18 protein-coding genes are annotated in these 19008 nt (G+C 70.5%); all 18 read left to right on the top strand.

The window, feature by feature from the left end:
* Nucleotides 1-187: 187 nt before the first annotated feature.
* The 18 genes from ABZT12_RS09245 (at nt 188) to ABZT12_RS09160 (ending at nt 18921) form a co-directional block, all read left to right on the top strand.
* Nucleotides 188-361, top strand: coding sequence for a lysine biosynthesis protein LysW (locus ABZT12_RS09245; RefSeq protein ID WP_240659914.1), 174 nt, complete (start codon nt 188-190; stop codon nt 359-361).
* A gap of 242 nt (nt 362-603) precedes the next feature.
* Entirely contained in the window at nt 604-1488 is an 885-nt protein-coding gene (locus ABZT12_RS09240; RefSeq protein ID WP_356379849.1) for a [LysW]-aminoadipate kinase, read from the top strand.
* Nucleotides 1489-1490: 2 nt separating this feature from the next.
* Nucleotides 1491-2762 carry an ATP-grasp domain-containing protein gene (locus ABZT12_RS09235; protein WP_356379846.1) on the top strand — a complete coding sequence of 424 codons (1272 nt, stop codon included), beginning with the start codon at nt 1491-1493 and terminating at the stop codon, nt 2760-2762.
* Nucleotides 2763-2823: 61 nt separating this feature from the next.
* On the top strand, nt 2824-4098 hold the full coding sequence (locus tag ABZT12_RS09230; protein WP_356379843.1) for an MFS transporter: 1275 nt from the start codon (nt 2824-2826) through the stop codon (nt 4096-4098).
* A gap of 133 nt (nt 4099-4231) precedes the next feature.
* The gene (locus ABZT12_RS09225) at nt 4232-5005 is read left to right on the top strand and encodes an SDR family oxidoreductase (protein ID WP_356379840.1); all 774 of its coding nucleotides are present in this window, start codon (nt 4232-4234) and stop codon (nt 5003-5005) included.
* An 87-nt stretch (nt 5006-5092) separates the two neighbouring features.
* Nucleotides 5093-5983, top strand: a complete 891-nt coding sequence (locus ABZT12_RS09220; protein WP_356379837.1) for an alpha/beta hydrolase — start codon at nt 5093-5095, stop codon at nt 5981-5983.
* Between the two features lie 6 nt (nt 5984-5989).
* Nucleotides 5990-6931 (top strand): 3-oxoacyl-ACP synthase, encoded by a 942-nt coding sequence (locus ABZT12_RS09215; RefSeq protein ID WP_356379835.1) that lies wholly within the window; start codon nt 5990-5992, stop codon nt 6929-6931.
* 155 nt (nt 6932-7086) lie between these two features.
* The gene (locus ABZT12_RS09210; RefSeq protein WP_356379832.1) at nt 7087-7365 is read left to right on the top strand and encodes an acyl carrier protein; all 279 of its coding nucleotides are present in this window, start codon (nt 7087-7089) and stop codon (nt 7363-7365) included.
* Nucleotides 7366-7636: 271 nt separating this feature from the next.
* Nucleotides 7637-8317, top strand: a complete 681-nt coding sequence (locus ABZT12_RS09205) for a 2OG-Fe dioxygenase family protein (RefSeq protein ID WP_356379829.1) — start codon at nt 7637-7639, stop codon at nt 8315-8317.
* A gap of 246 nt (nt 8318-8563) precedes the next feature.
* Nucleotides 8564-9715 carry an acyl-CoA dehydrogenase family protein gene (locus ABZT12_RS09200; RefSeq protein ID WP_356379826.1) on the top strand — a complete coding sequence of 384 codons (1152 nt, stop codon included), beginning with the start codon at nt 8564-8566 and terminating at the stop codon, nt 9713-9715.
* Nucleotides 9716-9859: 144 nt separating this feature from the next.
* Nucleotides 9860-11026 (top strand): saccharopine dehydrogenase family protein, encoded by a 1167-nt coding sequence (locus tag ABZT12_RS09195; RefSeq protein WP_356379823.1) that lies wholly within the window; start codon nt 9860-9862, stop codon nt 11024-11026.
* A 96-nt stretch (nt 11027-11122) separates the two neighbouring features.
* Entirely contained in the window at nt 11123-12463 is a 1341-nt protein-coding gene (locus ABZT12_RS09190; RefSeq protein ID WP_356379820.1) for a SidA/IucD/PvdA family monooxygenase, read from the top strand.
* Entirely contained in the window at nt 12451-13515 is a 1065-nt protein-coding gene (locus tag ABZT12_RS09185) for an FAD-dependent oxidoreductase (protein WP_356379817.1), read from the top strand. The genes ABZT12_RS09190 and ABZT12_RS09185 overlap by 13 nt, the downstream gene beginning before the upstream one ends.
* Complete coding sequence (locus tag ABZT12_RS09180; protein ID WP_356379814.1) at nt 13512-15503, top strand: class I tRNA ligase family protein; 1992 nt, start codon at nt 13512-13514, stop codon at nt 15501-15503. Before ABZT12_RS09185 ends, ABZT12_RS09180 begins: the two co-directional genes overlap by 4 nt.
* On the top strand, nt 15500-17017 hold the full coding sequence (locus ABZT12_RS09175) for an AMP-binding protein (protein ID WP_356379811.1): 1518 nt from the start codon (nt 15500-15502) through the stop codon (nt 17015-17017). The genes ABZT12_RS09180 and ABZT12_RS09175 overlap by 4 nt, the downstream gene beginning before the upstream one ends.
* Nucleotides 17007-17279, top strand: coding sequence for an acyl carrier protein (locus ABZT12_RS09170; RefSeq protein ID WP_356379808.1), 273 nt, complete (start codon nt 17007-17009; stop codon nt 17277-17279). Before ABZT12_RS09175 ends, ABZT12_RS09170 begins: the two co-directional genes overlap by 11 nt.
* A 5-nt stretch (nt 17280-17284) precedes the next feature.
* Nucleotides 17285-17902 (top strand): GNAT family protein, encoded by a 618-nt coding sequence (locus tag ABZT12_RS09165; protein WP_356379805.1) that lies wholly within the window; start codon nt 17285-17287, stop codon nt 17900-17902.
* On the top strand, nt 17899-18921 hold the full coding sequence (locus tag ABZT12_RS09160; protein WP_356379802.1) for a C45 family peptidase: 1023 nt from the start codon (nt 17899-17901) through the stop codon (nt 18919-18921). Before ABZT12_RS09165 ends, ABZT12_RS09160 begins: the two co-directional genes overlap by 4 nt.
* Nucleotides 18922-19008: the final 87 nt, after the last annotated feature.

Genomic DNA, 19008 nt, shown 5'->3' with positions numbered 1-19008 from the left:
TTTCCGACGCGGCAGACCGGTGGTGCCGTCCCATCAGCCAACGGTCTCGGCACGGGGGTCACGTGTCAGCAGTTGATCGACCGGTACCGGGCCCGGCGCACCACCGGAGCGGGTGGTGAGGACAGGTCCGTACCGCCCTCGATGCGGCGGTCCGCTCCGGAACAACCGATTGAAGGGAAACCGTCACATGACCACCATGCAGGCCTGTCCCGAGTGCGAGGACCAGGTACAGATCAGCCAGTCGGCGCGGCTCAACGAGATCATCGACTGCGCGGGCTGCCGGAGTGAACTGGAGATCGTGGCGCTGAGCCCGGCGGTGCTCGCCCTCGCGCCCGAGGTCGAGGAGGACTGGGGAGAGTAGGCCGCGCCCGCCGGGCCCCGGAGCGGCGGCGGGCGTGCCGCGCCGCACCCGCCCGCGGCGCGGGGCCCGGTCGGGTCGACGGCCCGGTACGACGGGCGCGCCGGCTCCGGTGGCGCCGGCGCCACCCCGGCCGAGGCAGACCTACCCGCCCAACCTTGTTGCGCACAGCGGGAGTCGGCGCCGACCGGCGCGGCACCTTCCGGCATCCGGACCCATCTGACCCCAGGCCGACTGGAGAGACCGTGACCACCAGACCGCTGACTGTCGTCAAGTGCGGCGGCAACCCGTCCGTCGACGCCGCGGGCATCTGCGCCGACGTCGCCAAGCTCGTCGGTGAAGGACAGTCGGTCCTCCTGGTGCACGGTGGCTCCGGGGAGATCGCGCGCCTGGCCGGAAGACTCGGTGTCCCCCAACGCACCCTTGTCGCACCGGACATGGTGTCCACCAGGTACACCGATCCGGCGACGCTGGAAGTGGTCGTCCTCGCGCTGGCCGGCGGGGTCAAACCGAGGATCGTCGCGGAGCTGTCCAGGCTCGGGGTGCCCTCGGTCGGTCTCACCGGCCTCGACGGCGGCATGCTGCGCGCCCGCCGCAAGTCCGTCGTGCGGTCCGTCGTGGACGGCCGGACGACGCTGGTCCGGGACAACCGTAGCGGCCGGCTCGACGAGGTGCGCACCGAGCTGCTCGACAACCTGTTGTGGTCCGGCTTCGTGCCGGTGGTCTCGCCGCCCGCGATCGACGAGCACGGCCATCCGGTGAACGTCGACGCCGACCGCGTCGCCGCCGCCCTCGCGGCGGCCCTCGGCGCGGACGAGCTGGTACTGCTGACCGGCGCGCCCGGCGTGCTCCGCGACCCCGACGACGACACCAGCGTGCTCAGCACCTACGAGGTGCCCGCGACCGGCGCGCCCGGCCGGTTCGCCGGCGGCGGCATGGCGCTCAAACTCATCGCGGCACGCGAGGCACTGGCCGGGGGAGTGGCGTCGGTCCGCATAGCCGACGGGCGGATACCCGACCCGGCCAGCCGGGCACTGGCCGGCTCCGGCACCACGGTGACGCGGAGCCGGGACGCGGTCACCGGCCCGACCGGTACCCCGGGAAATGCCCCGACTCACAAGGGAAGTTGACGATGCCGACCAGTCCCCGCGCACGAACGAAGCGAGTGGCGTTCGTCGACGCCTTCTCGATGGGACGCCACCTCCTGCCCGCGCTGCACCGGCTCGGCATGGAGTGCGTGCACGTCCAGTCACCGCACCCCGACGTCCACATGGCCCGGCTGCCGTTCCCCGAGGGCTTCGTGGAGAACGTCCGGCACGACGGTGACGTCGCGGCCACGGCGTCCGCGCTGCGCGAGCTCGGGGTCGGCTGGGTGATCTCCGCCGGGGAGTCGGGCGTCGAGCTGGCCGACCGGCTCTCCGCCGAACTCGGCACCCCCGGCAACGGGACGAGCCGGTCGAGGTCCCGCCGCGACAAGTACGACATGGTCCTGGCGCTGCGCGACGCCGGGGTGGAGCACGCGGCCACCATCGCCTCGTCCGACGCCGACGAGATCATCGAGTGGGCCGGGACGACCGCGGGCTACCCGGTCGTCCTGAAACCGGTCGCCAGCTCCGGCACCGACAACGTCGTGGCCTGTTCGTCCGCGGAGCAGGTGCGCGCCGTCCACGAGAAGATCATGACCAGCGTCGACCGGCACGACCAGCCCAACACCACAGTGCTGGCACAGGAGTTCCTGGACGGGGACGAGTACTTCGTCAACACGGTCAGCCGCGACGGCAGGCACCACACCGTCGAGATCTGGCGCTACTACAAGCTCCGCCTCCCCGGCGGCAACATCATCTACGACTACAACGAGCCCCTCGCCCCGGACGACCCGGACGCCAGGAAGGTGGAGGCCTACACCCACCGCGTGCTGGACGCCCTGGAGGTCCGGAACTGGGCCGGCCACACCGAGGTCATGATGACCGCCCGGGGACCGGTGCTCGTCGAGTGCGCCGCACGCTTCGGCGGGGGCCAGGTACCGGACATCAGCGATCGCTGCTTCGGCACCAACCAGATCGACCTCCTCGCCCTGTCCGTGGCGAACCCCGCCGAGTTCGACCAACTGCCCACCACCGCATACCAGTTGCTGCAACGCATGCGGTACGTGCATCTCATCAACTCAAGTGACCGGGGGGTGGCCCCGTCCCACGAGACGATGGCCGCCGTCCGCGCGCTCCCGTCCTACGCCCACACCCGCCTGTCACATCCGGAAGGGGACCCGCTTCCCCGCACGATCGATGTCGCCACCCAGCCGGGATACGTGATCCTCATCTCCGACGATCCGGCCGAACTGCGTGCCGACTACCAGAGGCTGCGGGAGCTCGAACGCGACCAGCTCTACGCCGACAGCGCCCGCTGAGGAACCGCAAGTCCGCGCGTGTGAAGGGCAGTCGGCAGGAAACGTGAGAAAAGGAGCCCCGTTGTCCCACAACGCCGTACCCACCAGGTCGAGCGTGGACGAGCCGCGGTTCCGGGACGTGCTGCGCGGTCTGCCCCGCCGGGTCTGGATCATCAGTCTCGGCAGCCTGATCCTCCAGGTCGGCAGCTTCCTGCCCGTCTTCATCGTGCTCTACCTGACCCAGAGCGGCTACTCCGCCGGGGCCGCGGGGATCGTGCTGGGGGCGTCCGGCCTGGGCAGGGTGCTCGGCAACGTCATCGGCGGCCACCTCACCGACACCATCGGCCGGCGGCCGGCCATCCTGGTGTCCGTCGTGACCACCGCCGGGTTGACAGCGCTGGTGCCGTACCTCGGATCGCTCCCGGCCATCATCGTCGTGGTCGGTCTCATCGGGGTGATGTCGCAGATCTACCGGCCGGCGATGGCCGCGGTACTGGTCGACTCCGTGACGCCCGCCCGGCAACGGCTCGCCGCTTTCGGGGTGCTCCGGTTCGCGCAGAACGTCGGCTCCGCCCTGGGCGGTGTGATCGGCGGCGTGGTGGCCGGCATCTCCTACACCGGGCTCTTCCTCGGAGAGGCCGCCGCACTCCTGCTGTTCGGGCTGATCGTGGCGCTGCTGCTGCGCGACGCACCCGAGCCGCGCTTCGACTCCGACGACCCTGACAGCACCGGGGACACCGGCGGTGCGGGCACGGAGGCGGGCCAGGCGGTCGGGTACCGGCGGGCGCTCGCCGACCGGACGCTCGTGCGCTTCCTGCTGATGACCGTGTTCTCCATGTTCGTCTACATCCAGACCACCGTCGGCCTGCCCCTGCACGTCACCGAAGTCGGCCTGAGCCAGCGCGATTTCGGCCTCCTCATGGGGCTCAACGGTCTGCTGGTGGTGCTGCTGGAGCTGCCCCTCATCAGCGTGGTCTCCCGGTACCGGCCCGAATACGTGCTCGCCGTCGGCAACCTCTTGACGTGTGCCGGTCTCGCGCTGACCGGGTTCACGACCGGAATGGGGCTGCTGGCGTTGACGGTGCTCGTCTGGACCTTCGGCGAGATGGTGTCCTCCTCCATCGTCCAGGCCCACCTGGTGAGTCTTACCCCGCCGGGGATGGTCGGGCGCTACCAGGGGCTGTACGGCGCCGCCTACACGGTCGGTACCGGCGCCGGACCGGTCATCGGCGGTGCGCTGTACGCGGTCGATCCGCGGGCGCTGTGGATCCTGGTCGGCGTGCTGGGGCTGCTGAGCGTCCAGCTCAGTCTGCGGCTGCGCCCTCCGGCCGCCGCAGCCGGCGAACCCGCTTCCTGACCGACCGGCCGGCCGGCCGTGCTCGCCTGGTACCACTTCCCGGGCCACCGACCCGCCCTCTTCCCACCAACCTGCGACGCCCCAGTGCGTCGTAGTCATGCCCGCATGGTCAACAACGAACAGGAGAGAACCAGTGAGTGACTTCGAAGGACTGGTCGCGATCGTCACCGGCGGTGCCTCGGCCATCGGCCTGGCCACGGCGAAGCTGCTGACCAGCAGGGGAGCCCAGGTCGCCGTACTCGATGTCAAGCCGGACGGACTCCCGGACGACATCGTGGGCATCGAGGCCGACGTCACCGACGACGCCCAGGTCAAGGCCGCGGTGGACGCCGTGGTCGAGCGGTTCGGCAGGCTCGACGTCGTGGTGAACAACGTCGGGATCCCCGCGGTCGGGAACGTCGCCGAGAACAGCGACGACGAGTGGCTGCACGTCCTGGACGTCAACGTGGTCGGCATGGTCAGGGTCGCCCGGCACGCGCTGCCGCACCTGCGGCGCTCGCCCGCCGCGGCGATCGTCAACACCTGCTCGATCGTCGCCTGGGCAGGGCTGGAGCGGCGGACGCTGTACTCCGCCAGCAAGGGCGCGGTGTACGCGCTGACGCTGGCCATGGCGGCGGACCACGTCCGCGAGGGCATCCGGGTCAACTGTGTCGCTCCCGGCGCCGCGGACTCCCCCTGGGTGCACAGGCAGCTCAGCCGGACACCGGACCCGGAGGCCGCACGCCAGGCGATCGTCGACACCCTGCCGATGGGCCGCCTGGTGTCGACCGAGGAGATCGCGGGCGCTATCGCCTACCTCGCCAGCCCGTTGTCGGGCGCCTCGGTGGGCACGGTGCTGGCCGTGGACGGCGGCATTCACGGCCTGCGCGTACGGCCGCCGGCCCAGCAGCACCTCATCGGCCGATGAGCGTCCGGGACAGAGCGTCGGTGCCCAAGAACTGGGGGAGTTGGAATGCCGCTTGACCCAACGGTCGCGGGAGTCAGGGACTTTCGCGTGGCGACCGGGTTCACGCCGCTCTACACCATGTCGGTGGAGGAGGCCCGCGCGGCGGACCGGGAGACCGAGGCCACCACCTGGGACTGGATCAAACAGCCCGACGAGGTGTTCGAGCTGGACATCCCGGGGCCGGCCGGTCCCCTGCCGATCAGGGTGTACCGCCCGCACAGCGACACCCCGCTGCCCGTGCTGATGTACTTCTTCGGCGGCGGTTGGGTCGTCGGCTCCCTGGACACGTCGGACGCGATCTGCCGTGCGCTGGCCGGCATGACGCCCTGCGTGATCGTGTCCGTGGGGTACCGACTGGCGCCCGAGCACCCGTTTCCGGCGGCCATCGACGACTGCTACGCCGCCGTGAAGTGGGTGGCGGCCAACGGTTCCCGACTCGGGGCGGACAGCGGACGCATGGGCGTCGCGGGGGACAGCTCCGGCGGGAACCTGGCCGCGGCGATGACCCTGATGGCCCGCGACGAGGACGGACCGCCGCTGGCCGCCCAGGTGCTCGTCTACCCGCCGGTGCACAGCGCCGCGGAGACGGAGTCCATGCGCGAGAACCGGGATCCGATGTTCTTCAACGCTCGCTCGTCCGCGTGGTTCTGGAGCCGCTACCTCGCCGAACCGGCCGACGGCGACTCCCCGTTGGCCTCGCCGCTCAACGCGGCCGACCACGGCGGACTTCCCGCGGCGATGGTGATCACAGCCGAGTTCTGCCCGCTGCGCGACGAGGGCGAAGCCTACTCGGACGCGCTCTCACGGGCGGGTGTGCCGGTGGAGTACCACCGCTACCAGGATCTCCCGCACGGGTTCCTGGCCATGGCGTCGGTACTCGACACCGCCAGGGACGCACTGGACTCGATCGCCGGTTTCCTGCGCCGGCGGCTGGGGTGAGAGGGGATGGGTGAGACCACCGGCGTCGTGCTGCGAGCGCCCAGGTATGTGCTCGGCGAGACCTCGGTCGACCACACCGGGATCGAGGGATTCGCCGCGTTCGTCGAGGAGCGGCGGATGGTGCCCGACGCCGCCCTGTGGGGCTGGGGCGCGGTGCACCGTACGGAACTCGACACGGCCGCACTCGCGGTCCGGACCGGCCGCCTGACGCTGCGCGCGGCAGCCGTCGAGCCGGCCGAGGTCGACGCGCTCGTCCTGTGCTCCACCGCGTTCCCCGCCGAGGTCGACGCGCACGGGGAGCTGATCGCGTCGGTCCTGCGCGGCCTGGGGATCGACTCGGTCCCGGTCACCGGGATCACGCTGAACCGGTGCGCGAACCTGCTCGCCGGACTGCGGGTCGCCGCCGCGATGGTCGCCGGGGGCCGGCACCGGAACGTACTGGTGATCACCGCGGACCGGGTGGCCGTCGAATCCGCGCGGATCACCGACTTCGCACTGTTCAGCGACGGCGCGGCCAGTTGCCTGATCACGCGACGGTCGGACGGCGCCCCCGAATCCTACGAGTGGGTCGGCGACGCCCACGCCCAGGATTCCGCCACGCTCGGCCCAGGCCACGAGATCAGCGCCGACCTGGCCCGACTCGCCAACAAGCGGCTCCTCGCCGAGACCGGCATCGGCGTCGAGGCGGTCGACGGCCTGCTGCACAACAACATCTACCTGCCGATCGTCACGATGAAGGAAGTGCAGGCCGGCTTCGGTCAGGCCCAGTTGGACACGGCGAACATCGCCCGGGTCGGGCACTGTTTCGCCGCGGACCCGCTGATCAACCTCGTCGACCGGTGGTCCGCGGGCAACGTCCGCCCGGGTGGCCTCTATCTGCTGGCATCGAGCGTCTCGGGGCTGCGGCTGTGCGTCCTGCTGCGGGCCGACCCGGCGCGGGGCGAGTGAGCTCCGCGCCAGGTTCCCAGGGCGGGCCCCGCTCGAACTCGGCCCGGCCGAACGGCAGTTACCGACACATCAGGTCGCTGCGAACGCATACATACGAAGGAGACAGCGATGCAGACATTGGTCAGTGCGGTCCGTGACGACCAGGCCCGGTCGCGGTGAGGGCCGCGTCGGGACAGGACCGGATCGCCGGCGCCGGCCCCGCCACGCTGCCGTGGCTGCGGGCCCTGGTCCAGGAGATCCTTCAGCTGCCCGAGTCCGAGGTGGCCGGTACGCGGACCCTGCGCGAACTCGGCGCCGGCTCGCTTCAGACCGTCGCCCTGCAGTTCCGCATCCTCCAGGAGACCTCGGTCAGCGTGGAGATAAGCGAGCTGGTCGGCGATGCGCACCTCGCGGACCTCGCCACGCTCATCGACGTGCGCAGGCCGCCCGCGTAGCGAGCCCGACCGGCGTCACGGGCGGCCCGGGCGGGGTAAGCGGCGTACTCAGCCACGGGAAAGAGAATTCAGCGCAATGCGTCACCGAGGATGAACTTTCCACTGACGCACAGGTATCGGCCTGTCCGTAGCATCCTTTTCGTCGTGGCAGACCGCATTCCTGTCCGGTCCACCAGCACCGCCGGAAACCCGCGGGAAAGCAGTCCCGCCACTGACCCCGAGCCGCTCGACTGTTCGACCACCGCGACCCCGTCCAGAGGAGACCGAAAGAATGGATGAGCCGAACTTCACGCTTGGCAATGTGTGTGACGACCTGCTCCGGGACAGCGACGACTGGGAGAAGTTCAGCCGGTTCTGGGAAAGCCTGCCGCTGGACCCGTACATGGGAGACGGAGGCACCTATCGGCGCCGTAAGTACTCCGCGATCTCACACGACCTCGACGACGACACCGTCCGGCTGGACGGCGAGGACAGCTTTCTCCAGAGCAAGGAGATAAACCCGCTGAACGGCGGCATCGTCCGCCGTTTCGAACCGATCGACTCGGCCCTGCTGGACACCTCCGTGTTCCGGCGGATGCTGTCCCACTTCAGCGCGCGCATCGCGGAGACCGCGCCCGCCGGGGAGACCGGGGACCCGGTGCGACGGATCAACATCCATCAGCACCGCATCGTCGCCACCGAGAAGGAACTCGGGAATCCGACCCCCGAGGGAATTCACCGGGACGGCGTCCGGCACATCGTCATGATGCTGGTCGCCCGGAAGAACATCGCCGGCGGGGCCAGCACGCTCTACGACAATGCCGAGTCGTCGATACTCACCCACACGCTGGCCGATCCAGGGGACTACATCTTCCTGGACGACCGCACCTGTCTGCATTCCGTCTCCCCGGTCCAGCTGGTCCCGCGGACGCACGAAGGATACCGCGACATGTTCTTCCTGGAATTCTGCTGACGGAGCCGCACTCCAGGGCCCGGCGGAATGTGTCCGGCGCATTCGCCACCAGGCCGTCGGCTCCCGTCTCCTTCGTGGTCGCCGTCGCTGCCGGGCGGCCGGCCCGCACCCGGCAGCCCGGCGTCCGCGCCATGAAGGTGACCGAGTGGTGGCGACCGCCGCCCCACGCACCCGGTCGAACCGGTCCATCAGCCTGAGTCCGCTCCCGAGCCGGTCGCCGAGCTGACCGTCTGAGTGAGGATCACCATGAGTCTCTCCGCAGTGTTCGACCCCGACGTCCTCGCCCTGCCCCTGTTCGACGCCGCTCACCGCACCCTCGCCGACGAGATCGAGCAGTGGTGCGCGGACCGGGCCAAGGCGTGGGCGGACCTGGACACCACCGATCCCGCCGCCGCCGGCCGGGCCGTGCTCGCCGAACTCGGCCGGTCCGGCTGGTTGCGCCACCTCGACCCCGACCGGCCCGACTCCGACATCAGGTCCCTGTGTCTCAGACGCCAGGCCCTGGCCTACCACGAGGACCTGGCCGACTTCGCCTACTCGATCCAGGAGCTCACGGCCGCCGCGATCACCCGGCACGGCACCGACCGGCAGCGCCGCCGCTACCTGCCCGGCCTGGCCGCCGGCACCAGTGCGGGGGCGCTGGCCGTCTCCGAGTCCGGCGCGGGCTCCGACCTCGCCGCCGTCGTACTCGAAGCGACCCCCGACGGGGACGGGTTCGTCCTCAACGGAACCAAGACGTGGATCGCGCAGGGCGACATCGCCGACGTGTGTGTCGTGCTGGCTCGCACCGGGGACGGACCCGGTCCGCTGGGCCTGACCACCTTCGTCGTCGACTGCGGCGCCCCCGGCTTCCGGGCCGAGCCCATCGACGCGATCGCGCCCCGCTCGTGGGCGGAGCTGACGTTCACCGACTTCCGTGTCGGCCCGGAGGCCGTGCTCGGCGAGCGCGGGCAGGGTCTCGTGGTCGCTCTCGACGTACTCGAACGGGCTCGGGCGACCGTGGCAGCCGCCGCGATCGGCTTCGCCAGGCGCGCCTTCCGGCTCGCACTGGACCATGCCCGTACCCGGAAGGCGTACGGCGGCCGGCTCGCGGACCTCCAACTCGTCCGGTCCTCCCTCGCGGGGATGGACGTGAAACTCTCCGCCGCCTCGCTGCTGACCGCCCGCGCCGCCTGGGCGATGGACGCCGGCCTCGACCACGCCAAACACTCCTCGACCGCCAAGCTCTACGGCACCGAGGCGGCCGGCGAGATCGTCGACAGCGCCGTCCAGATCTTCGGCGCCGCCGGGCTCGTCGCCGGCAGCGCGACGGAGCGGCTCTACCGCCAGATCCGCTCCCTGCGCATCTACGAGGGATCGTCCGAAGTGATCGAGATGACGATCGCCGACGCCCTGTGAACGACCACGGCCCGTACGGAAACCACGTGACCGCACCTCTCGCCCAACAGCCGCTGTGTGCACGGGAGTTGACCGGCGGTGGCGACCGCTGGGAACGCGGCCGGCGAGCCCCGCACACCGCTCCGAGCGAGACGAGTCTCCGTGATGTCTGACCTTCCCGTACCACCCACCGGGACCGTCCACTGGGTCGGCACCGGTCTGTCGACCGGCCGTACCGGACTCGACCTGCTCGGCCGAGTGGCCGAGGTCGTCCTGTGGGGCCGCACGCGTGAACGCGCCGAGGCCCGCCTGACGGCTCTCGCCCCGCACACCCCGGTGCGGGCCCGCGGTCTCGACCGCGACGACCTCGCGACCGCGCTGCGTCCCGGTGACGTCCTCGTCTCCATGCTCCCGGCCGCGCACCACTCCGCCCTGTCGCGCACCGCCCTCGACGCCGGCGCCCACTTCGCCTGCACCAGCTACACCTCGCCCGAGATCGAGGAACTGGCGCGCGAGGCGGCGGCGAAGGGCCTGGTGGTCCTCACCGAGGCCGGACTCGACCCCGGCATCGACCACCTCATGACTCACCTGCTCGTCGCCCGGGCGCGCGAGGCGGTCGGTGACCACGCCGACCGCGTCTCGCTGGCCTCCTACTGCGGCGGCATCCCCGCCGAACCGAACGAGTTCCGCTACCGGTTCAGCTGGGCGCCGTCCGGTGTACTGACCGCCCTCACCGCCCCCGCCCGGTACGTGCGCGACGGCCAGGTGCGCGAAGTCGAGCGGCCCTGGGAGGACACCGAGGAACTCGTCCTCGACGGCGAGGTCTTCGAGGGCTACCCCAACCGCGACAGCGTCGGCTTCATCGGCCAGTACGGCTTCCCCGAAGGCTGGCGCACCGACTCCTTCGTCCGCGGCACCCTCCGTCCGCAGGGGTGGAGGGCGGCGTGGAAGGGCGTGTTCGACACGGTCGCCTCCGGCGATCGCGTGCGCCTCGACGCCCTCGCCGGTGAACTGGCCGAGCGGTATCCGACCACCGACACCGACCGCGACCGTGTCGTCCTGACCGTCGGCCTGGAGGTCGAACACGAGGGCCGGCACTGGTCCGGCCGCTATCGGCTCGACGTGACCGGCGACGACACCGACACCGCGATGGCCCGGTGCGTCTCGACCACCGTCGCCGTCGGCGTCGAACGCGTCCTCGCCGGCGCTCTGCCGCCCGGCCCGCACCGGGCCACCGCCGACACCGAGGAGGCGAGCCGCTGGCTCGACCGGCTCGCCCGAGCCGGCCTGCCCAGCACGCTCCGCTCGACCGACCAGGAACGACAGCACTGATCCCGGCCCACGACGCGACACCCGCGGCCCGCCAGAGCGCGCCGAGGCGTCATGACACGGGCTCGACAGCCTGCACCTCCACAGGAAGGACTTGACGTGGGACCTGTACCGAAGCCAACGACGGCGTCCGGTTGCGCCGAGCAGACCAGTCACTTCCGGCTCGTCGGCATCGGCGCGGGCCCAGCCAACCTGGGTCTGGCCGCACTGCTGCACGGCGATCCGGAGCAGCCGAACCTGTTCCTCGACCGCAAGCCGAGCTTCACCTGGCACGACGACCAGCTGATCACCGGCGCGACCCTCCAGGTGTCGATCTTCAAGGACCTGGTGAGCCTCTCCGACCCGACCAACCGGTTCTCGTTCCTGTCCTATCTGCACGAGCACGGCCGGATGTATCACTTCCTCAACGCCCAGTTCGCCGAGGTGCCGCGCAACGAGTTCCGCAACTACCTCGCCTGGGCGGCCGAGACCAACGAGAACGTGGCCTTCTCGGAAAGCGTCGAACGGGTCGACTTCGACGGCGTCTTCCGCGTCACCACCGATCGCCGCCAGGTCACCGCCGACAACATCGCCGTGGGCGTCGGCACCGTTCCGTGGGTGCCCGACTTCGCGGTCCCGCATCTGGGCGCGGGCCACTTCCACGTCAGCCAGTACCTGAGCCACGCGCGGGAACTGGCGGGCAAGCGGGTCGCCGTGGTCGGCGGCGGCCAGTCGGGGGCCGAGGCGTTCCTGGACCTGATCTCGCGCCGCGACTCCGAGCGCCCGGCCTGGGTCTCCTGGGTCTCCAGGCGTCGCAACTACTTCCCGATCGACGACTCGACCTTCACCAACGACTTCTACATGCCGGAGTACTCCGACTACTTCTACCGGCTCTCCGAGTCCAAGCGCGCCGAGCTGAACCTGGCCCACATGCTGAGCTCGGACGGGATCTCCGAGTCGACCCTCCGGGCGATCTACCAGGCGCTGTACCGGCTCCAGTTCATCGAGCGGGACGAGCACCGATTCGGGCTGCTGCCCAACCGGACCATGGTGGCCGCCGACCGCACGGCCGCCGGAAGCTTCGAAGTGACACTGCGGCACAACGACGAGTCGGGCCAGAGCCAGTGCCTCCCGGTCGACGCGGTGGTCTGGGCGACGGGCTTCCGCCCCGCTCCCAAGACCTTCCTCGCGCCGTTGATGGACCGCATCGAGACCGAGAACGGTGAGGTCCGGGTCGACGAGGACTTCTCGATCAGCTGGGACGGCCCGCCGGACCGGAACATCTTCATGCAGAACGCGGTACGCGGCCAGCGCGGACTGCCCGACGTGAACCTGAGTCTCAACGCCTGGCGCGCGCAGCGCATCGCCAACCGCCTGCGCGGCAAGAGCGCCCCCGAACTGGCGATGTCCTTCATCGACTGGTCGGCCAAGAACGGGCGGGGGACTCAGTGGACGCTGTAGACATCGCCGTCGTCGGCGGCGGAGTGGTCGGTGCCCTCGTCGCCCACGAAGCGGCCGCCGCCTTCCCCTACGCGACCATCGCCGTCCTGGAACGCGGGCTGATCGGCCAGGGCGCGTCGAGCCGCTCGGCCGGCGTCCACTTCCCGCGCGGCGCGACCGCGCGCGTCAGGTCCATGACCGAGCACTCCCACCGCGTCTGGGCCCGCCTGGCCGCCGAACTCGATCTGCCGATACGGGCGTTGGACGCGACGGTCGTCGCCACCGGTGACGCCGACGCGGTCGCCGCCACCTATCTGCGACTCGGTGAGGAGACCGCCCCGGCCGATCCGGCCCGCGGCTGGGCGGCCCCACCGGGCGCCCGTGCGTGGCGCCTGGACGGGTGCCACTACGCCGACGTCCAAGGAGTCGCCGGCCGCGTCCTGGCCGGGCTGCGCGACCGCGCGAGCGTGCTGGAGGGAACCGAGGTCACGGAGGTCTCCTCCGACGGCGAACACCGCCTCGGCCTGGGCGGGGGGCGCGAGTTGGTGGCCCGCCGGGTCGTCCTGGTCCCCGGTCCGTGGATCGCGCACCCCGCCTGGGCCGCCCTGGTCGCCCCGCTCGGCCTGCGCGTCAAGAAGGTCGTCGCCACCCACGTCGAGGCGTCTCCCGCGCCCGACGATCCGCTCACGATCTTCCATGACGAGGACGCCTTCCTCCTGCCGCTCCACGAGCGCGGCCACTTCCTGTTCAGCTACACCTGCGACCGCTGGGACGTCGCCCCCGACGACGTCGGACTCGCCCTGGAGCGGTCCGACCTCGACGACGCCCGAGCCGTCCTGGGCCGCTTCGCCCCTGACCTGGTGGCGCTGTGCGACTCGGGCCGGGTCTTCTGCGACGCCTACAGCCCCCGCCGCGAACCCGTGGTCGCCGAGCTGAGGCCCGGCCTGGTCTTCGCCGGAGCCGCCGGCGGCTCCGGCTACCGGCTCGCCCCCGCCATCGCCGCCGAGGCCGTCGCCGCCCTGGAGCCCACCCCGACCCGCATCCTCTCCCAGCCACGACAGAGGCAGGCATGATCTTCAACCGCTACACCGAATCCGAACTGTCCGAAGCCTTCGGCATCGACATGTCCTCGGTCGAGGGCCTCGGTGTCGGTGCCGGCTGGGGCAGGGTCGCCCCCGGCGTCGCCTCTCTGGGCGACCGGCACGACGAGACCGAGTTCCTCGTCATCGTCGCCGGTGAGGGCGAGCTGACCGTCGACGGTCGCACCCACCCGGCGCGGCCCGGCACCGTGGTCCTGTTCGAGCCCTTCGAAGCGCACGTCATCACCAACACCGGTGAGACGGACCTGGTCTTCTTCACCCAGTACTGGCGCGACTCGGCCCGCGCCCGCGCCTCGGCGCTGTCGCGCACCCGGGTCCACCCCACCGACCGACCCCAGTTCGTGTTCTCCACCCCGCCGACCCCCAACGGCGACCTGCATCTCGGTCACCTCTCCGGCCCCTACCTCGGCGCGGACGTCTACGTCCGCTACCAGCGCCTCAACGGCAACCGGGCCTGGCACCTGACCGGCAGCGACGACTTCCAGAGCTACGTCGCGGCCGTCGCCGCCCGCGAGGACTCCACCCCCGCCGAGGTCGCCGCCCACTACTCGGCCGAGATCGCCGCGACCCTCAAGGCGATGGACATCGAGGTCGACCAGTACTACGTCACCAGCGTGAACGAGGGCTACCCCGAGGGCCTCCGGCGCTACTTCAGCCGGCTCGTCGACTCCGGACACGTCAGCCCCAAGGCGACGCCCGCCCTCCTCGACTCCGAGACGGGCGCGTACCTCTACGAGGTCAACGTCGGCGGCACCTGCCCCGCCTGTTCGCACCGGACCGGTGGCAACATCTGCGAGGAGTGCGGCGAGCCCAACCTCGTCGCCGACCTCGTCGATCCGGCTTCCGGCCTCAGCAGCACCACACCCAAGCACGCCGACGTCGAGCGCTACACGCTGCCGCTGCACGAGTTCGCCGACACCGTCGCCGACCACCACCGGCTCGGCCGGGTCCCGGCCCGCCTGCGCGAACTGGCCCAGCGGGTCTTCGCCCGCGAGACGCTCGACCTGCCGGTCTCTCATCCGTCCGACTGGGGAGTGCGGCCGGCCGAGGCCGGCCTGGACGGCCAGGTCATCTGGGTGTGGCCGGAGATGAGCCACGGCTTCCTGCACGGCATCGAACGGCTCGGCGCCGGCCTGGGGGAGGCCTGGTCGAGTGAAGTGCCCTCATCCGACTGGAAGTTGGTGCACTTCTTCGGCTACGACAACAGCTTCTACCACTCGATCCTCTACCCGGTCCTGTACCGACTGGCGTTCCCGGAGTGGAACCCCGACATCGACTACCACGTCAACGAGTTCTACACACTCGAAGGCCAGAAGTTCTCCACCAGCCGACGGCACGCGATCTGGGGCAAGGAGATCCTCACGCCCGACACCGTCGACGCCGTCCGCTACTACCTCTCCCGCACCCGCCCCGAGGACGAGCGCACCGACTTCCGTCGCGCCGAGTTCGACCACGCCCGTGCCGACACACTCGTCGGGCAGTGGGAGGAGTGGCTCACCGGCCTGGGCGACCGTGTCGACAGCCGGTTCGACGGCGTCGCCCCGGACGCGGGCACCTGGACCAGCGAGCACACCGCCTTCCTGGCCCGTCTGTCGCTACGGCTCGACGAGATCACCACCGCCCTCAACCCCGAGGGGTTCTCGCTGCGGTCCGCCGCCACCGCGCTCGACGGCATCGTCACCGACGTCCGTGCCTTCTCCCGTCAGCAGTCCGCCCTGGCCCGGACCGACCGGTGGGGCTCCGAGGCCCGTACCGCCGTCGCCCTCGAACTGGCCGCGGCCCGCCTCCTCGCCACCGCCTCGGCTCCGCTGATGCCGCGCTTCTCGGCCGCGCTCGCCACCGCCCTCGGCATCCCGGCGATCGAGACCTGGCCCGACACGGCCGACCTGGTCGAGCCCGGCAGCCGCTGCACCCTCGCGGACACCCGCTTCTTCAGCGCCGGGGACCGGCAGCAGCAATGACCCAGTCGATCATCAACCACATCATCGGCACCAGGCCACGCCACGACGGTGCCCTCACCGTCACCGGCCTCGGCCACCGCACCACCATGCCGCTGGCCGAGTTCCACGACCGGGCCAAGGCCGTCGCCGGCGCCCTGCGCCGCCGGGGCATCGGCGCGGGCGACCGCATCGGCATCCTCTCGGCCAACCGTCTCGAATGGATACTGCTCGACCTCGCCGCCCTGATGATCAAGGCACAGACCGCCGGTTTCGAGCCCGGCAAGTTCACTCCCGACACCGAACTGATCGACCGCTACCACCTCGACCTGCTCTACACCGACGTTCCGCTGCCCGACGACGCCCCGTCCCGCGCCCTGCCGATCTCGACCGTCGCCGGCCACGCCGAGGAAGCCGCCGAGCCCTTCGAGCCGGACCGATGGGCCGCCACGGAGTGCACCACCGTCAAGTTCACCTCCGGCTCCACCGGAGCGCCCAAGGGACTTGAGGCCACCGTCGGCAGCATCGACTCCTCACTGCACGCCGTACAGAGCCTGTTCGACCATCGGCCGGGCGACGACATCCTCACCTTTCTGCCCCTCTCGCTGCTCCAACAGCGCTACTGGCTCTACTCGGCGCTGTATTGGGGGCACGACCTCACGGTCACGACCTTCCAGTCCGTCTTCGCCGTACTGCCGGCCGTCCGCCCCACCGTCGTCATGGGCGTCCCCGCCTTCTTCGACACCGCCAAGCGGCACCTCGAAAGCAGCCTCGCCGACGGCATCGAACCGGCCAAGGCAGCCGCCGAACTCTTCGGTGACCGCATCCGCTACCTGTGGACGGGCTCGGCCCCCGCCGACCCCGCGACACTCAGGTTCTACGGCGAAGCCGGGCTCACCCTCTACGAGGGCTACGGCCTCAACGAAACCTGCATCACCACCAAGAACCACCCCGGCGCCCACCGGGAGGGCAGCGTGGGCCGGCCGCTCCCCGGCAAGGAGGTCGTCATCGACGACGAAGGCGTGGTCTGTGTCCGCAGCGACCACCCGGTCAACACCGCCTACACCTACGCCGCTCCCGGTGACAGCGACCGCATGTTCCGGCCCGGCGGTGTGGTCCGTACCGGCGACCTCGGCCGCCTGGACGACGACGGATTCCTGTACATCCTCGGGCGCGCCGACGACGTCATCGTCCTCGACAACGGCAAGAAGATCATCGTCAGGCCCGTCGAGACCCGGTTCCGTGACACCGGCGCGGTGGCCGAATGCGTCCTCTACTGGCCCAGCCCGGCCGGCCTGGTCGCCGTCGTCTCCCCGCACCCCGGCCCGGTCGACACCTCCGCGATCGTCGAGGCGCTCGACGTGGTCAACGCCGCGTCCGAAGCCGACGAGCGCATCTCCCGGGTGGTGGTCGCCGACGAGCCGTTCACCGTCGACAACGGGCTGCTCACCTCCCAGTTCAAACCGATCCGCAAGCGCATAGCGGACCGCTACCGCGACCGTATCGACCATCCGAAGGCAGGTATCCATGCCCACTGACCTCGACACCCTGGCCCGCGAACAACTCTCCAAGGTCCTCCGCGACCACCCCGACCCCGGGTCCCTCGACCCCCACGAGGACCTCGTCCAGACCTACGGGATCACCTCCCTCAACAAGGTGCTGTTCCTGACCTCCCTGTGCAAAGCGGCCGAGGTCGGTCTCGACACGTTCACCGAGGACGACCTCGCCCACATGCGTACCCTCGGCAATGTCGTCGACGCCCTCCGGCCGCACGCCGCCCTCGCCTCCCCGAAGGGTTGAGACTCTTGAGCCGCACCGCCTGGAACCGGAGCGCTTCCACGCTTCTCCAGAACGAGCACGTCGAACTCCATCCCGTTTCGGAGAGCGACCGTGAACCCCTGCGCCGAATCGCCTTCGACGAGCGCATCTGGACGTATTTCGTCTCCCGTGTCGAGACCGACGCCGATTTCGACGCGTTCTTCGACGCCATGCTCGCCGACCAGGACAGCGGAAAACGCGCGGTCTACGTCATCGTCGACAAGGGCTCCGGAGAGGTCGCCGGAAGCTCCAGCTACGGCAATCTCGCCGAAGCCGACGGGCGCCTTGAGATCGGATGGTCATGGCTCGGTGTCAACTTCCAGGGGAAGGGCATCAACAGGTGGGCCAAATACCTGCTTCTGCGGCACGCGTTCGACGTCATGGGCGCTGAACGGGTCGAATTCAAGACCGACATCCTCAACGCTCAGGCGCGCGCCGGACTGCGCAAGACGGGCGCGTACGAAGAAGGCGTTCTCCGCAGCTTCAACCCCATGCCCGAAGGCAGGAGGCGGGACGCCGTCTACTATTCGGTCCTCCGCGCCGAATGGCCCTCGGTCCAGGACCAGCTCGGCCGGCTCGGCCGGGCCGTCAACCCGAGCGCGTGAACAGCGTGCCGCTCGTCGAGCTGTCCGGCCTCCCGTACGACCGCGGGTTCACCCACGGACGCGCGCTGGCCGGGCGCCTCCACGGCTTCCTCGACGACTCGCTCGCCCGCCTCGGCCACCTCAGCGACCGGCCGGTGGACCTCGACTCGCTGCGACCGGGCATCGCCGCCCACCGGGAGGTCACGGCCGGCGCGTTGCCCGACCTCGCCGACGAGATCGACGGCCTCGCCGCCGGCGCCGGCATCGAGCGCGACGCGGCCTGGCTGTTGCAGCTGCGCCGCGAAGTACTCGGGTACAGCCGGGTCACCGGCGGGGACTGCACCACCTACGCCTCGGTCCGGAGCGGGCCGGTGCTGGCACAGACCGTCGACCTGAACGGCGACCTCGACGACCAGATCGCCCTCCTGGCGGTCACCGGACCGCGCCACCGTTCCCTGGTGCTCAGCTTCGGCGGTCTCCTGGGCTACCTCGGTGTCAACGACGCCGGAATCGCCATCGGGATCAACCTCGTTCTCGGCGGTGAGTGGGAGCCGGGCGTGCCCCCGTACCTGGCGATCCGGCACGCGCTGGACCACGCCGGCAGTGTCGACGAGGCAGTGGAGACACTGTGTGAACTCCCGCTCGCCACCTCACGATCGTTCATGGTCTGCGGCGAGGAGCGGGCCGTGTGTGTGGAAACCCTGGGCTCGGAACGAAGCGTTCTCGAAGGTGCCGACCTGGTGCACACCAACCACTTCCTGGACGAGAAGTTCGCCGAGCTGGACGAGATCAACATCTTCGCCAAGAACTCGTCCAGGCGACGCATGGCGGTGGTCCGGGAGGCGGGCATCCCGGACGCGGACGACACCGCGGGTCATCACCGGCTCCTCTCGACGCCACCCGTCTTCGTGCCGGACAACGGCGATATCCGACGTGAGCGGACGGTCGCGGCAGTGGTAATGCGCCCGGATCTGCGCGAGTTGCGGATCTGGCCGGGTAATCCGTCCACCGCGACGGAGCACGTGCACACCTTGCGGTAATGGCATTCCGCCTCCCGCAGGAAATGAGCGGGGTCCGCTCGCGTCGAGTAACCGGAATGCGCAGCCGCGGCGGCCGGAAAGTCAGTC

The sequence above is a fragment of the Streptomyces sp. NPDC005423 genome, from assembly GCF_040606415.1.
Classification (GTDB): domain Bacteria; phylum Actinomycetota; class Actinomycetes; order Streptomycetales; family Streptomycetaceae; genus Streptomyces.
Note: the sequence above shows the minus strand (reverse complement) of the source record. Positions and strands in the feature narration are given on the sequence as shown.

Bases quoted from the DNA above. Each gene is read 5' to 3' on its own strand.
- ABZT12_RS09170 (WP_356379808.1), top strand. From the start codon at position 17,007: ATGCCCACTGACCTCGACACCCTGGCCCGCGAACAACTCTCCAAGGTC.
- ABZT12_RS09245 (WP_240659914.1), top strand. From the start codon at position 188: ATGACCACCATGCAGGCCTGTCCCGAGTGCGAGGACCAGGTACAGATC.
- ABZT12_RS09180 (WP_356379814.1), top strand. From the start codon at position 13,512: ATGATCTTCAACCGCTACACCGAATCCGAACTGTCCGAAGCCTTCGGC.
- ABZT12_RS09195 (WP_356379823.1), top strand. From the start codon at position 9,860: ATGTCTGACCTTCCCGTACCACCCACCGGGACCGTCCACTGGGTCGGC.
- ABZT12_RS09200 (WP_356379826.1), top strand. From the start codon at position 8,564: ATGAGTCTCTCCGCAGTGTTCGACCCCGACGTCCTCGCCCTGCCCCTG.
- ABZT12_RS09215 (WP_356379835.1), top strand. From the start codon at position 5,990: ATGGGTGAGACCACCGGCGTCGTGCTGCGAGCGCCCAGGTATGTGCTC.
- ABZT12_RS09205 (WP_356379829.1), top strand. From the start codon at position 7,637: ATGGATGAGCCGAACTTCACGCTTGGCAATGTGTGTGACGACCTGCTC.
- ABZT12_RS09235 (WP_356379846.1), top strand. From the start codon at position 1,491: ATGCCGACCAGTCCCCGCGCACGAACGAAGCGAGTGGCGTTCGTCGAC.
- ABZT12_RS09175 (WP_356379811.1), top strand. From the start codon at position 15,500: ATGACCCAGTCGATCATCAACCACATCATCGGCACCAGGCCACGCCAC.